Here is a 13,597-nt window from a genome sequence, read left to right on the forward strand (position 1 = left end):
TCGGTAAAGACTGCACGATGGGCCGGACAGTGCGTCGATCGCATCACGCGGCCGGTGGCGGTACGCGCAGCAGGCCGCCGATTTCCTGTCGGAGAATCTGGTTGTTCTGCCGGACGAGCAGATGCCGGACCTTGCCGCGAAACGTCCTGAACGCGGGATCGGCCATCAGCACGGCACGACGGCGGGCGCGATCGTCCAGCGACTCGAACGCCCACAGATAGACGAGCTGGTTCAGCGGTCCGATTTCCGTCGCGAAACAACCGACCATCGTGCCGAGCGCCTGCTCTTGCGCCACACGACCGCATTCCGCATAGAGTCGCAGATACTCGGCGACGCCGCCCGGCACCAGCGTGTAGGTGCGTTGCTCAACAAACATCCGCGGTCTCCCGTTGTCGCGCTGCAAACGCCCGGAACGCGGCGGTCACGCCGGCCATGCCGACGGCGTCCGTCTGTGCTGCCACGTACCGGTCCGGACGGACGACGACGAGCGGCCCCGCATGCTTGTCGAACCATTCGGCCATCGCGTTGTCGACGTCCTCGACGCACACGCTGTCGTGTGCGCTCGCGATGCGCTGCTCACGGCACGTTCCGCTGCGAGACCGTACGATCTGCACGAATTTCGCGCCCAGCGCGGTCCAGAACGCGCGATCGTCGTCGCTCAGGCACGCCTGTGGATCGCATCGCCAGCCGATGATCGAAAACCACGGGCCGAGCACGTCGTCGAGCTTGCGGCGCGCGCCGTCGGCCGTTTCGACGTCGGGTTGGGCGATCATCCGCCCGACGGCGTCCGACGTACCCGCGACCACGATCCCGCGCGTATAGCTGGGCATCGGCTTGAAACGCATCTGCAGCACGTAATCCTTCAGGCCCGGTGCATACCGTGCGAACGCGAGGAATCGGTCGCGCAGGAACGCGATCGGACGGCTGGTCGGCATCAGCATGGCGCCGAACGTGTCCGCGAGATCGATCATTGCCTTCGCGTGATCGCGGCGCTCCGACTCGTACGTCGCGATCACGCTCCGGTGCAACGTGCCGTTCACGACCCCCGCGAGCTTCCAGGCCAGATTGCCGACGTCACGCAGCCCCGCGTTCAGCCCCTGGCCGATCCACGGCGGGCTCAGATGCGCGGCGTCGCCGACGAGCGCCACCCGTCCGGCGACGAAACGTTCGGCCACGCGGGAGTGATGGGTATAGGTACGCGCCCGCACGATCTCGAGCTGCTCGACGTCGTCGACGTACGGTTCGATCAGCGCGCGGATCGACTCCGGTCGCGCGATCGCCTCTTCGTCCTCGTGCGGAAACACGAGAAATTCCCAGCGCCGATAGTTGAACGGCAGATAAATGCAGACGTTCGGGCGTCGCGGATCGCAGTTCAGCGCGGTACACGGCTGGTCGAGTTGCGCGTTCCTGACGTCGACCACCACCCACTTCATCGGATGCGTCGTCCCGGCCAGCTCGATGCCGAGCATCTCGCGGACGGGACTGCGCCCGCCGTCGGCCGCGACCACGTAGTCGGCGTCGAGTTCGTATTGCCGCCCGTCGGCGGCGCGCACCTGAAGCGTCACGCATTCTTCGTCCTGCGCCAGACCGACGACCTCTTCGCCCGTACGCAGCGACACATGGGAATAGCGGGCCAGTGCATCGCGCAGCGTGCGTTCGGCCAGGTGCTGCATGAAGATGTTGCGGCGCCACCAGCCGAACTCGCGTATCGACGGACGGATGTCGGCGAAGCATTCGCCGTTCGCATTGAACATTCGCAGCGGCACGTTCTGAATGATGTCGCGGCTCAGCTCGTCGGCCAGACCGGCCGTCTGAAACAGCCGCAGCGCCTCGTCGTCGATGCCGACCGCACGCGGAAATTCGACGATCTGCGGCGCCCGCTCGACGACGATCGTATCGACGCCGTACAGGCCGAGCAGGTTCGCCATCGCCACGCCGTTCGGCCCCGCGCCGACGATCGCGACCGAGGTCCGGTTCCGGTTGTTCGCTTTCATTCGTCCGCGCCTCCCACGCGCCATGCAGGATCCTCGAGGCGATCGAGCCAGGTGCGCAATGCGCGATTGAACGCGGCCGGCTGATCGTCATGCACGTAATGCGTCGCCCCCGGAATGTCGATCCGCTCGATTTCCGCATTGGCGGCCGCCATTTCGGCCGCCACGTCCGCGGACAGGAAGTCCGAGTCGCCGCCGCGCAACAACAAGGTGGGCACGTGCAGATTGAGGATCGACGGCCACAGATGGACGAGCTGCTCAGGCGTCGCGGCCAGCCGTGCCGCGGCAATCCCTTGCGCGTCGTGCCGCCATACGATCCGCCCCGGCTCGCTCTCTTTCAGCGAGTGCGCAACGCGCGAATCGAGCGCGGATTCCGCGATGTTCGGCCGCTGGCGTCGCCAGAACGCGCGCGCGTCGTCCCACGATGCGAACGCGTCCGGCGTGTCCTGCAGCTCGCGCCTGATGCGCTCGGAACCCGGCGAGCCGGCCGACGCGCCGGGGCCCATGTCCTCGATCACGAGACCCGCGAGCCGTTCCGGTTGCGCCGCGGCGTAGACGAGCGCATTGGCGCCGCCCATCGAGTGCCCGACCAGCACGAATCGCCGCAGGTCGAGCGCGCGCACCAGCGCGTCGAGATCGCGCACGTAGGCCGGCGCATAGTAGTCCCGCCGCGGATCCCAGTCGCTCAGCCCGCGTCCGCGCTGATCGAGCGCGACGACCCGGTAGCGGTCGACCAGCGCGGCGGCGACGGGCGCCCAGGTATGCGCGTAACTGCGCAAGCCGTGCAGCATCACCACGGCCGGCGCATCGTCGCGCCCCCAGCTCACGTAGTGCAGCCTCAGCCCATCGTTGCCGACCCATCCATCCTTGGCGGATGCCGTGTTCATCATCTGCTCCTCGACCGGCATGCGCGATCAGACGAGACCGTCGCGACCGACGATCTCGCTCGCCTTCAGGCCGCCGAGACGTGCGTGCAACCGGCCGCGCGTCGCGAACGCGAAGATCACCAGCACTTCGTCGTCGTTGGGCGCATCGGGAAACAGGCACGTCACCGTGTCGTAGTGCGAGCGCACGTAGAGCGCATCCTTGTGCGCGAGCGGCACGTCGATCACCGTATTGATCGGGCCTCGCTTGCCGCTCGACGGCACCCACGATTTGCCGCCGCCCAGCGCGGCCCGAATCGGCTCCGCGAAGATCGACGTGAGGAACGCGTTGCCGTGTTCGTATTCGCCGGCCGAACCGACCAGGCAGGCCTTGCCGTAGCTCTCGATCGCCCGCCCGGCGGCAAGCGACTCGATGCGCCGCGCGAACTCCTTGCCGAGCGCGGGCGACGGACGCACGAGGTCGTCGAGGTTTTCGCTGAACCGCCCCGCATACGGGTTGTGAACGGCCGCGGCGATCACGATCTTGCGCAGCGGCTCCCCATCCGCAAGCTGGCCGGATTCGTTTGCGAGCGCATCTTCGATCTGCGTGTACCACTTGCGGATATGAAAGCCTTCGAAATTGGCTGTCTTGCTCATTAGTATTCCTTTATAAAAACGTCGATGATGCGTGTTGAAACGCAGCGCGTCAGTCGAACAGCGGTTCCAGCTGGACGGGATCGCTCGGCGCGTTGTACCGATGCAGCACGCGCTTGCCCTCCTCGTCGTCCGTGACGGTTTCGCAGAAGAATTCGAGCCGGTTGCCGTCCGGATCCGTGAAATACACGCCGATCCCGACCTTGTGATCGGTGATCTTGACGATCGGCACGTCGCGGCGGAGCAGCATCCCGTACAGGCGGCGCAGTTCGGTCAGGCCGCCGGCGATTTCGAGGCCGTAGTGCTGCAGGCCGATCGTGCCGAGTTCCGCATCGGACGCCGCCCGAATCAGCGCGATGTCGTGGTGCTTCTGGCCGAAGGACATGAACACCCACTGCTCGCCGCGCGCGGTTTCCGTCATGCCGAGCACCTCGGCGTACCAGGTGCTCGAACGGACAGGGTCCCGTACGAACAGCGACAGGTGCGTGCGCTGCACGCGCGGCGTCGGCAGCGGCAGGCCGCTCGCGTTCGCACGCTCGGCATGTTGCCGGATATCGGACGGTGTCATCGTTCGCTCCGCTCAGTGGGTCGATTGCGCGTGGGCGGCAAGCGGCGCCTCGAACGGGGTCCACGCAACCGCCGTGATCTCGCTGAAATCGCGCCATTCCTTGGTCCAGTTCCGGCCGCCGTCGCGCGAACGGAACAGGTGTCCGTACTTGGTGCCCGCATAGACGAGCGCCGGCTGGGCCGCATGCACCCCGAACGCCCAGAACGTGGAGTTCGGCGGCGTGTGCAGATCCGTCTCGCGCCACGCGTAGCCGCGATCGGTCGAGCGGTAGATGCGGCTGCGGGTGCCGGGCGTACCGTCGCCGATCGCCATCAGCAGGTCGCCTCCCGGCTGCGGCAGTTGCACGACGGTGCGCGTGTAGTACAGCCCGTCGAAGCGGTCGCGCGACAGCTTGCCGTCCCACGTCAGGCCGTCGTCCTCGCTCACGTACACCGCATTGACCGTCAGCAGCACCGTGGTCTTCGGCCGGCCCTGCGTGGCGGGCAGGATCGCGATCGCATGAATATCGCTGTTGCGAATCGCCGTACCCGGGCCGTCCACCCGCGTCCAGCTCGCACCGGCATCCCGGCTGCGCCATGCGCCGCCCTCTTCCACGCCGTACCAGACGTTGCGGGCGTCGTCCGGATCCACGCAGATCGTCAGCAACCGCGGACGATTGACGCCCGAGCAGAACTCCGGAAGCTCGGGCGCCGTTCTCTCCCAGGTCACGCCCGCGTCGCTCGACTTGTAAAGCGCGGCGCGCGACGGCGCGCCGGTGCCCGCATAGAGCACCGCCGGATTCGCGGGGTCGATCGCGATGGACCAGACCGTCTGCCCGTTCAGCAGGTTTTCGGGCCGAAACCAGTGCGCGCCGCCATCCTCGCTGATGCACAGCCCCGAATCGGCGCCGGCATAGACGCGCGACGGCGTCGCGGGATCCACCGCGAGCGCGCGCACGATGCCGTCGAACTCGATCGGTTCGGCGAGCCCGAGGCGGTGCCAGGTCTTGCCGTCGTCGTTCGAGCGCAGGATGCCTTGCCCTGCGGTGGCGACCAGTACGGTTGCGGTCATGAAATGCTCCTTGTGTCAGAGAAAAATGCCGCGCGTGAGCCCGCCGTCGCAGCCGATCGACTCGCCGGTGATCGAGCCGGACTTCGGCGACGCGAGAAACGCGACGATCCACCCCATTTCCGCCGGCTGCAGCACGCGGCGGATCGGCGTGGCCTTCACGTAGTTGGCCTCGACCTCCGCGGCCGTGAGCCCTTGCTTGCGCGCTTCCTTCTCGTAGAGTTCGTGAATGTGCGGCGTCTCGACGACGCCCGGGTGAATCGTGTTGACCGTGATACCGAACGGGCCGAGCTGGTCGGACAGCGTCTTGGTCAGGTGCACGATCGCCACGTTGCGCATGCCGGACAGCTGCTTGCTGCCGCGCCCCGTCAGGCCGCCGACGTTGACGATCCGGCCGAAGCCGTTGCGCCGCATGTAGGGCGCGGCCGCTTTCGCGCAGCGCAGATAGCCGACCACCTTGATATCGATGTCCTGCAGCAGCCCCTGCGGATCGGCGTGTTCGAGCTCGGCCCGCACGAGGCCGCCCGGATGCGCGGCGCCGTTCAGCAGGATGTCGAGCCGGCCGAAGCGCTCGACGCTCGCGGCCATCGCCGCTTCGATCGACGCCATGTCGGTCGTGTCCACCGTGACGGGCAGGATTGCGCCGGCCGCGTTGCCCAGCGGCGCGAGCGCCGCGCGAATCTCGACGGCCGCCGCTTCGAGGTGTTCCATGCGCCGCGCGGCGATTGCGACGTTGACGCCTTCGCGCGCTAGTTCGAGCGCGACCGCCTTGCCGATGCCCATGCTGCCGCCGGTGATGAATGCGGCTTTTCCGTGGAGTTGCAGATCCATAACGATGAAAGGTGAGAGTCGGGATTGGAGAAAGGACCGGGTTGTGCGATCAGGACAACTGCATTTCGATGAGCGTCGGCCCGTCGGCATGCGCGAGTGCGTCGTCGAGCGCCTGCACCAGCGCTTGCGCCGTGCTCGCGCGCCCGGCCGGCACGCCATAGCCGCGCGCCAGCGCGAGCCAGTCGATCGGCGGGTCGTCCAGTTGCGTCAGGCGGCTGGCGTGCGGCGTGTCGGCCGGCAAGCCGCTGCGCGCGAGCTCCGTCTGCAGGATGCCGTAGCGTCGGTTCGATGCGATCAGCATCACGATCGGCAAACGCTCGCGCGCCATCGTCCACAGCGACTGGATCGTGTACTGCGCGCTGCCGTCCGACTGCAGCGCGAACACGCGGCGGTCGGGGCAGGCGACGGCGGCGCCGAGCGCCACCGGCAGGCCCTGGCCGATCGCACCGCCCGTGTTCGTCAGGATCGTGTGGCGACGGGCGCGCGCCGACGCGGTCACGAACGGATAGCCGCACGTACCGCCTTCGATCGATACGATCGCGTCGTCGGGCAACGCATTCGCGAGCACGCGGCCGACGGCCTGCGGCGTGAGCGGCCCGTCCTCCACGCGCCAGCGCTCGACGCGGACACCCTCGTCGTTCGTCGTCGTGCCGATACGATCGGCCAGCGCCACCAGCGCGTCGTCCGCCGCATCGCCCGGCGCCGCCAGCATCACGATGTCCTCGGGCCGCGCGAGTTCGCCCGGAATGCCTTCGTAGCCGAAGTAGGTGACAGGCGCGAGCGCGCCGGCCAGCACCACGCGCCGGCCGGCGAGCGCCGCCCGCGCCGGCTCGGGGAAATAAGGCAGGCGGTCGATGTCCGGCAGGCCGCCGCCGCGCTCCGCCCGCGCCGGAAAAGTCTCGCTGAAGCAGGTCGCGCCGGTTGCCGCCGCGATGCGCGCCGCCGCACGCTGCCCGCGTGCCGACAGTGCGCGGGCGCCCATCAGCAGGACGGTGCGCTGGTCGCCGAGCAGCAGATCGGCCACGCGTTCGACTCGAGCGGCATCGAACGACACCGTGGCCGGGCGAACGACGGCGGGCGCCGCCGCGCCACGCACCACGGCCGACTGGAGATCGACGGGCAGCACGAGGGTCGCGACGCCGCGCTGCGCGCCCATCGCGGCCGAAATCGCGTCGGCCGTATCCGTCGCGAGATCGGTATCGCGCGCCACGCTGCGATACCACACCGACACCGGACGGGCGAGCGATTCGATGTCGGACGTCAACGGCGCGTCGTACTTCAGATGCTCGCGCGTGTGATCGCCGACGATGTTCAGGATCGGCGTGCGGGCGCGGCGCGCATTGTGCAGGTTGGCAATGCCGTTCGCGTGGCCCGGCCCGAGGTGCAGCAGCGTCATCGCGGGCTTGCCGGCCATGCGGCCGTAGCCGTCCGCGGCGCCCGTGCACACGCCCTCGAACAGCCCGAGGATCGAGCGCATGCCCGCCACGGCGTCGAGTGCACCGACGAACGGCATCTCGGTCGTGCCGGGATTGGCAAAACAGACGTCGACGCCGGCGTCTCGCGCCGTCGCGAGCACGACACTCGCTCCGCTTCTTGCTTCGGTATCGCTGTCCGACTGGGGATTGTTCATGCGGCTGCTCGACGGGGTTGGCTGAAGTGTTTTTACTTTAATCCCGAATTACGGGATTTGTCAAACACACTCTCTTCGCTTTCACGCCCTGGAGAAGTCCACGTTTACCCGTAATTTGGCGAAAAATCCCCGTATTTTTGAGGTGAAAGCTCTATCCGACTACCATCACACATCGACATAATTCCCACATTTCGGAATTTCAATAAATTCACACATCCCCGCGATCGCTTCCGTGTAGCACACCGCCACCCTTCCCCCGCCCAATCTCGAAATTACGATTGCAAATGCCTCTCATTTGCATTAAATTGCCGCGCAAATGTACTGTTTGGAACACCGATGTCGGCGCGAGGCCGCCCGCCGTGCCCGAACGCGAAACACACCAAAAAGGGAGGAGTATGAGCAGGAGGAACTGGGCGGCCGCACCGATGGCCATCGTCGTCGGCACTGCCGGCATGGGCGCCGCCGACGCACAGGAAGCGGCGCTGCCGACCATCGAGGTGTCCGCGCAACGCGCGACGGCGCCGTTTCGCACGCGCGAATCGACGAGCGCGACGCGTAGCGAGGCGGACGTGATGGAGATTCCGTTCGCGGTCAGCAGCGTCGATACGAAGCTGATCCAGACGGTGGCCGCCACGCGCGGCGACGATCTTTACGACTGGGTCGCGGGCGTCTCGCGCCAGAACAACTTCGGCGGCCTGTGGGACAACTACGCGGTGCGCGGCTTCGCCGGCGACGGCAACACGTCCGGCACCGACTATCTGGTCAACGGCTTCTCGTGGAATCGCGGGATGAGCGTGCCGCGCGACACCGTCAACCTCGAGCGCATGGAAGTGCTCAAGGGGCCGGCGTCCGCGCTGTATGGCCGCGGCGATCCGGGCGGGATCATCAGCTACACGACGAAGCAGCCGCAATTCGCACGCGCGAACACCATCGGCGTGTCGGCCGGCAGCTACGGCGCATTGCGCCAGACGCTCGATTCGACCGGCCCCGTCACGAAATCGCTGGCGTACCGCTTCGTCGCGATGAACGAGAACAACGGCAGCTTTCGCGACACGGTGTCGAGCAAGCGCTACCTGTTCTCACCGTCGTTCACCTGGGACATCGGCGCCGACACGACGCTCCACTACGAGTTCGAGAGTGCGCGTCAGCGCGCGCCGCTCGATCGCGGCGTGCTCGCGGTCAACGGGCAGCTTGGCGCAATCCCCGCGTCGCGCTTCCTCGGCGAGCCGCGCGACGGCGACTACGACGTGCGCAACACGGGCCACCAGTTCACGCTCGAGCATCGCATCGATTCCAGCTGGTCGATCAATGCCGGCGTCGCGCAACGCAACACCGACCTGTCGGGGCGCTCGTCCGAAGCCTTCGCATTGCAGAAGGACGGCCGCACGCTGTGGCGCCGCTACCGGCAAGTCGCGTTTCACTCGAACGACCTGCAAGGCCGCCTCGAGACGGCCGGCTCGTTCCGCACGGGCGGCATCGGCCATACGCTCGTGATGGGCGTCGATGCGTACCGCTTCAACTACGACCAGTTCGTCACCCGCTCCACACCGACCGCCGCCGCGCCGTATGCGATCGACATCTTCGATCCGGTCTACGGCCAGCCCGCGCCGACGCCGCGCACCGCGACCAACCTGCTCGAACGCGACGACGGTCAAGGCGTCTACGCGCAGGACACGCTCGCGTTCGGGCCGCACTGGAAGATCCTGGCCGGGCTGCGCTGGGATCGCTTCCACCAGTCGATCGACAACCGCCTGAAAGGCGTGACGACGAGCCAGTTGCAGACCGCGGTGAGCCCGCGTCTCGGCGTCGTGTACGAAATGAGCCCGGCATTGTCGCTGTATGCGAACACCGCGTATTCGTTCCGGCCGAACAACGGCGCCGACGTCGGCGGCCGTGCGTTCGATCCCGAAAAGGGCCGCGGCTACGAAGCCGGCGCGAAATGGGCGGGCACACGCTGGCTCACGACCGTCTCGGCGTTCTACGTCACCAAGCGCAACGTGCTCACCGCCGATCCGGCCAATGCCGGCTTCTCGCGCGCGGCCGGCGAAGTGCGCAGCCGCGGCGTCGAATTCGAATGGAGCGGCGATCTCGGTCACGGCTTGCGCGGCATCGCCAACTTCGCGTACGTCGACGCCGAGGTCACGCACGATACCGTGCTGGCGCCCGGCTCGCGCCTCGTCGACGTACCGCGGTTGAGCGGCAGCGCGCTGCTCATGTACGAGACGACCCTGCCGTTCGCGGACAAGGCCGGCGCCGGTGCCGGCGTGATCTACGTCGGGCGCCGCGCGGGCAACACCGCCAACACGCAGGACGGCTTCGAGCTGCCGGCCTATGCGACCGTGCAACTCAACGGCTATCTTCAGGTCAACAAGCACCTGCGTGCGTCGGTCGTGCTGAACAACCTGTTCAATCGCACGACCTACGTCAGCTCGTACAACAGCCTGTGGGTCACGCCGGGCGCGCCGCGCAGCCTGTTCGCGTCGCTCGCGTACTCGTTCTGAGTCGACCGGGGCGGCTGACCGGCATCGCGCGTCAGCCGCCAACCACGAACCGCGCGCCCAGCGCGAGCAGCAGCGCCGGCGGCATCACGCACGCCCCGACCGCGAGGAACGTACGGAAACCGACCTGCAGCCGTTCGCGCCGGATCGCCGCCAGCCACAGAATCGTCGCGAGCGAACCGGTGACCGACAGGTTCGGGCCGAGATCCACGCCGATCAGGATCGCATCGACCACCGTTCGCGGACTGTGCGCGGCCTGGATCGTCGAGCTCGCGATCAGCCCGGCGGGCAGATTGTTGACCCCGTTCGACACCAGCGCGACCGCGACGCCCGCCGCCGCCGCGGCGACGTGCTCGCCGCTTTGCATCAGCGCGTGCAGCAGCCCCGTCAGGACGCGCACCGCGCCGGTCCGGTCGAGCGTCTCGACGACGACGAACAACCCCGCGACGAGCGGCAGCATGCTCCACGAAATTCCGCGAACGATCGGCATGCATGCCGCACGATCACGCATCGCCACGCACGCGACCGTGACGCCCCCCGCCAGTGCGGTCGGCAATCCAAGCGGGCAATCCAGGACCGATACCACCATCAGTGCGACGGCCGTTACCGCGATGCCCGCCAGCGCGATGCGGCCGCCGCGCGTCAGCGGCTGCACCGGCAGCCCCGACTCGCAACCGCCGGAAAGCGCACGTCGCTGCACGATCCGCAGCATGACGAACGTGCACGCGATCGATGCGACGGACGGCGCCGCGAAGTGCGCGAGCCATGGGCCGAGCGACGGCATGTGCGCGCCGTACAGCACCAGGTTCGCCGGATTCGAAATCGGCAGCACGAAACTCGCGGCATTCGCGACGAGCGCGCAGCTGTACAGCAGCGGCATCGGGTCGGCCTTCGCGCGGCGCGCGGCGGCAAGGACCGCGGGCGTCAGCACGACGGCGGTCGCATCGTTCGACAGGAACGCCGTGGTGACGACGCCGACCCCGTAGATCAGCGCGAACAACCGCCGCGACGAACCCTGCGCGAGATTGACGACGTGCGTCGCGACCCAGTCGAACAGCCCCTCGCGACGGGCCGCCTCGGACAGCAGCATCATGCCCGTCAGAAAGAGGTACACGTCGCCGCCCTTCGCGACGGCGTCCAGCGCCTGCGCGACGGGCAACAGGTTCAACACGACCAGCAGCAGCGCGCCGCTCACGGCCCAGATGGCCTCGGGCCAGCCGAACGGACGCGTGATGACGCCCGCGGTGGCGAGCGCGGAAATCAGCCAGGCAAGCGAAACAGGGTTCATGGGCAAGTCGACAAAGGCATGAGAATCGAAACGGCTTTCAAGACGACGTCGCCGACAAGTCGGCGGGTTTGCCGCACACGCTGCTCAACGAGCGCGCATGACCGAGCCACAGCGCGAGCGAGCCCGTCGACACGGCGCCCAGCACGACGAACGCGGCCGGATAGCCGACGTGCTGCGCGAGCACGCCGCCCAGCACCGGGCTGAGCGCCGCGCCGATACCCTGCGCGGTCGCGACGGCGCCCTGCCCGGCATTCACGCGGCCGGACCCATGCAGCAGGCGAACCACGAGCGCGGGCACGACCACGCTTTGCAGGCCGGCGCCGATACCGTCGAGCACCTGCACCGGCCACACGCCCGCTTCGCTCATCCACGCCGCGGCGACGACACCGCGCACCGGCAGCACGAGGTACGAGAACAGCAGCACCCGCCAGTAGCCGTGCGAGCGAATCAGCCGTGGCGCGAGCCAGGCCGCCGCGATCATCACGCACTGCGCGATGACGATGGTCTGTGCGGTGAACGCGCTCGGGTTGCTGCGCTGCGTGACGACGACACCCATCCCGTAGAGCGGCAGCATCGCGGCGTTGCCGAGATGAAACAGCGCGAGCGACGCACCGAGCAGAACCAGCGGCCGGTTCCCCGCCAGCGTGCGCAGACCGCCGACGCGCGACGCCGACGCCGCGTCGAACGCATGCGAATGCGCAGCATCCGTTCCCGGTGCGGCGGCAGGATCGAGACCACGTGCGCACGCATGATCGATCGCGTGCCCGGGAATCGCCAGCGTGCTCGCAATGGCGAGGACCGTGAACACGCCGATGAGCGCGAACACCGCATCGAATCCGACATGCCAGCCGAGCCATCCCGCGAGCGCAGCACCGGCGACGTTGCCGGCGTGGTTCGCCATCTGGTTGCGCCCGAACTGCCGGTCGAACCCCTGCCGCCGCACGATGCCGAGCGTCACGCCCGCGACGGCCGGCGCCAGCACCGCGCCGCTGACCGCCGCCAGGATCTGCGACGCCGCCACCGCCGGATAGCCGCGGACGAACATCAGCGCCAGCGACGCCAGTGCCGTCGCGGCGGCCGCGACGACGATCAGCGCCCGCTTGGCGCGCACCGCGTCGACGAGCGCGCCGGCCAGCGGCGTCGCGGCCATCGCGGCGAGCCCGGCCAGCGTCATGACCGTGCCGATCGCATCGGCGCCCCAGCCGCGCGACAGCAGGATGACGCCGATGAACGGGCCGATGCCGGCCTGCACGTCGGCCAGGAAGAAGTTGAGCGCTTCGAGCGCGCGTGCCGGCCTCACGGTCACCTCAGCGTCGCGCGCTCATTCGGCGTCCGCATCGACGAGTTCGGCGATCTCGCTCACGTCGAGCGTCGTGCCGTGCCGCGTGACGACGCCGTGCCCCCACGCCTGCACATGGATACCGGGACGCAGATAATCGTGCAGGGCGTCAGTCGCATGCGGCGGCACCCGCAGCGCGACGCCGCTCGTCAGCACCGCGCCGTTCAGCTCGCCTTTCGGGCCGTGCAGCGCGAACGCGACTTCGCCGCTCGCTTCCATCGGTTCCCGTGCAGCGTGCGTCGGCTTCGGCGGCGCGGCGTGCGCGGGCCCGTCGTCGACGATGTCGACGCCGTCGCGCCCGGTCAGTTGCACGGCCGCGATCATCGCCGCGCGCCGCGGCTTGACGCCCCGCACGCGGATGCGGTCGCCGACCGCGACATGGCGCGCCAGTTCGCGGCCCAGATGCGGCGGCACGTGAACCTGCAGGTCGCCGTTCAGGATCAGGCCGTCGATTTCTCCGTGCGGGTCGAGCAGGAACTGCGTGACGCGGCCGCGCGTTTCGGGAAGACAAGCGGGATCGATCCAGTGCATGGCAGGACTCCTTTCGATGGATGGGAGAACAACGTCGCGCGATCAGCGCGCGACATCGTCATGAAGATTCACGACATGGCCGCCGTGCCACGCCGGTAGTCGCAGGTGGTATTCACGTCGATCATCCGCGCGCGGCGCCGGCGGCACCTGCGCGACACTGACCGTTGCGACGGCAACGAGCGCGGCGTAGAGCGTGCGATACGACCGGCGAGCGGCGGCGCGGCACGGCGGCCGCGCTCGGACGACAGGCAGGCAGGCAGGGCTTCATGACGGCTCCGGCGACGGGTTGCGATGCATCGATATTTGCAACACCCGTGCCAACCCGGGAAGCACCGCGTGGCCGTGCACCGGACGGCG

The 13,597-nt window shown here is 68.3% G+C and carries 12 protein-coding genes; 1 reads left to right on the plus strand and 11 read right to left on the minus strand.

Features of this window, described 5'->3' with window-relative positions; all coding sequences use genetic code 11:
• Nucleotides 1–43: 43 nt before the first annotated feature.
• From WT24_RS17580 to WT24_RS17615, 8 genes are read right to left on the minus strand one after another with little or no spacing between them, the layout of a single operon-like run.
• Nucleotides 44–376: an NIPSNAP family protein gene (locus tag WT24_RS17580; RefSeq protein ID WP_060035188.1), complete on the minus strand. Its 333-nt coding sequence runs from the start codon at nucleotides 374–376 to the stop codon at nucleotides 44–46.
• Nucleotides 366–1,994, minus strand: a complete 1,629-nt coding sequence (locus WT24_RS17585; protein WP_060035190.1) for a bifunctional 3-(3-hydroxy-phenyl)propionate/3-hydroxycinnamic acid hydroxylase — start codon at nucleotides 1,992–1,994, stop codon at nucleotides 366–368. Before WT24_RS17585 ends, WT24_RS17580 begins: the two co-directional genes overlap by 11 nt.
• Nucleotides 1,991–2,878 (minus strand): alpha/beta fold hydrolase, encoded by an 888-nt coding sequence (locus tag WT24_RS17590; RefSeq protein ID WP_179949365.1) that lies wholly within the window; start codon nucleotides 2,876–2,878, stop codon nucleotides 1,991–1,993. The genes WT24_RS17585 and WT24_RS17590 overlap by 4 nt, the downstream gene beginning before the upstream one ends.
• Before the next feature lie 27 nt (nucleotides 2,879–2,905).
• Complete coding sequence (locus WT24_RS17595) at nucleotides 2,906–3,511, minus strand: amino acid synthesis family protein (RefSeq protein WP_059794508.1); 606 nt, start codon at nucleotides 3,509–3,511, stop codon at nucleotides 2,906–2,908.
• 49 nt (nucleotides 3,512–3,560) lie between these two features.
• Nucleotides 3,561–4,076, minus strand: a complete 516-nt coding sequence (locus WT24_RS17600; protein ID WP_060035194.1) for a VOC family protein — start codon at nucleotides 4,074–4,076, stop codon at nucleotides 3,561–3,563.
• Nucleotides 4,077–4,088: 12 nt separating this feature from the next.
• Nucleotides 4,089–5,126 carry a sialidase family protein gene (locus WT24_RS17605; protein ID WP_060035195.1) on the minus strand — a complete coding sequence of 346 codons (1,038 nt, stop codon included), beginning with the start codon at nucleotides 5,124–5,126 and terminating at the stop codon, nucleotides 4,089–4,091.
• Between the two features lie 15 nt (nucleotides 5,127–5,141).
• On the minus strand, nucleotides 5,142–5,954 hold the full coding sequence (locus WT24_RS17610) for an SDR family NAD(P)-dependent oxidoreductase (protein WP_060035198.1): 813 nt from the start codon (nucleotides 5,952–5,954) through the stop codon (nucleotides 5,142–5,144).
• Nucleotides 5,955–6,003: 49 nt separating this feature from the next.
• Complete coding sequence (locus WT24_RS17615) at nucleotides 6,004–7,584, minus strand: acetolactate synthase large subunit (protein ID WP_060035200.1); 1,581 nt, start codon at nucleotides 7,582–7,584, stop codon at nucleotides 6,004–6,006.
• A gap of 395 nt (nucleotides 7,585–7,979) precedes the next feature.
• On the opposite strand from WT24_RS17615, the gene WT24_RS17620 reads away from it, so the two are divergent.
• A complete protein-coding gene (locus WT24_RS17620) occupies nucleotides 7,980–10,085 on the plus strand; it encodes a TonB-dependent siderophore receptor (RefSeq protein ID WP_059506245.1) in 2,106 nt (701 codons plus the stop codon).
• 31 nt (nucleotides 10,086–10,116) lie between these two features.
• On the opposite strand, the gene WT24_RS17625 is transcribed toward WT24_RS17620, so the two are convergent.
• Genes WT24_RS17625 through WT24_RS17635 form a run of 3 tightly spaced genes read right to left on the minus strand, consistent with a single transcriptional unit; the run spans nucleotide 10,117 to nucleotide 13,240 of the window.
• Nucleotides 10,117–11,370 (minus strand): arsenic transporter, encoded by a 1,254-nt coding sequence (locus tag WT24_RS17625; RefSeq protein ID WP_060035202.1) that lies wholly within the window; start codon nucleotides 11,368–11,370, stop codon nucleotides 10,117–10,119.
• A gap of 37 nt (nucleotides 11,371–11,407) precedes the next feature.
• Nucleotides 11,408–12,670 carry an MFS transporter gene (locus WT24_RS17630; protein ID WP_060035262.1) on the minus strand — a complete coding sequence of 421 codons (1,263 nt, stop codon included), beginning with the start codon at nucleotides 12,668–12,670 and terminating at the stop codon, nucleotides 11,408–11,410.
• Between the two features lie 21 nt (nucleotides 12,671–12,691).
• On the minus strand, nucleotides 12,692–13,240 hold the full coding sequence (locus WT24_RS17635) for a hypothetical protein (protein ID WP_060035205.1): 549 nt from the start codon (nucleotides 13,238–13,240) through the stop codon (nucleotides 12,692–12,694).
• Nucleotides 13,241–13,597 lie beyond the last annotated feature (357 nt).

The sequence above is a fragment of the Burkholderia sp. MSMB1078WGS genome, from assembly GCF_001528895.1.
In the GTDB taxonomy this organism is placed as follows: Bacteria; Pseudomonadota; Gammaproteobacteria; order Burkholderiales; family Burkholderiaceae; genus Burkholderia.

Excerpts from the sequence above, each read along its gene's own strand:
- WT24_RS17600 (WP_060035194.1), bottom strand. The coding sequence starts at position 4,076 with ATGACACCGTCCGATATCCGGCAACATGCCGAGCGTGCGAACGCGAGC.
- WT24_RS17585 (WP_060035190.1), bottom strand. The coding sequence starts at position 1,994 with ATGAAAGCGAACAACCGGAACCGGACCTCGGTCGCGATCGTCGGCGCG.
- WT24_RS17605 (WP_060035195.1), bottom strand. The coding sequence starts at position 5,126 with ATGACCGCAACCGTACTGGTCGCCACCGCAGGGCAAGGCATCCTGCGC.
- WT24_RS17635 (WP_060035205.1), bottom strand. The coding sequence starts at position 13,240 with ATGCACTGGATCGATCCCGCTTGTCTTCCCGAAACGCGCGGCCGCGTC.
- WT24_RS17620 (WP_059506245.1), top strand. The coding sequence starts at position 7,980 with ATGAGCAGGAGGAACTGGGCGGCCGCACCGATGGCCATCGTCGTCGGC.
- WT24_RS17580 (WP_060035188.1), bottom strand. The coding sequence starts at position 376 with ATGTTTGTTGAGCAACGCACCTACACGCTGGTGCCGGGCGGCGTCGCC.
- WT24_RS17610 (WP_060035198.1), bottom strand. The coding sequence starts at position 5,954 with ATGGATCTGCAACTCCACGGAAAAGCCGCATTCATCACCGGCGGCAGC.
- WT24_RS17590 (WP_179949365.1), bottom strand. The coding sequence starts at position 2,878 with ATGAACACGGCATCCGCCAAGGATGGATGGGTCGGCAACGATGGGCTG.
- WT24_RS17615 (WP_060035200.1), bottom strand. The coding sequence starts at position 7,584 with ATGAACAATCCCCAGTCGGACAGCGATACCGAAGCAAGAAGCGGAGCG.
- WT24_RS17625 (WP_060035202.1), bottom strand. The coding sequence starts at position 11,370 with ATGAACCCTGTTTCGCTTGCCTGGCTGATTTCCGCGCTCGCCACCGCG.
- WT24_RS17595 (WP_059794508.1), bottom strand. The coding sequence starts at position 3,511 with ATGAGCAAGACAGCCAATTTCGAAGGCTTTCATATCCGCAAGTGGTAC.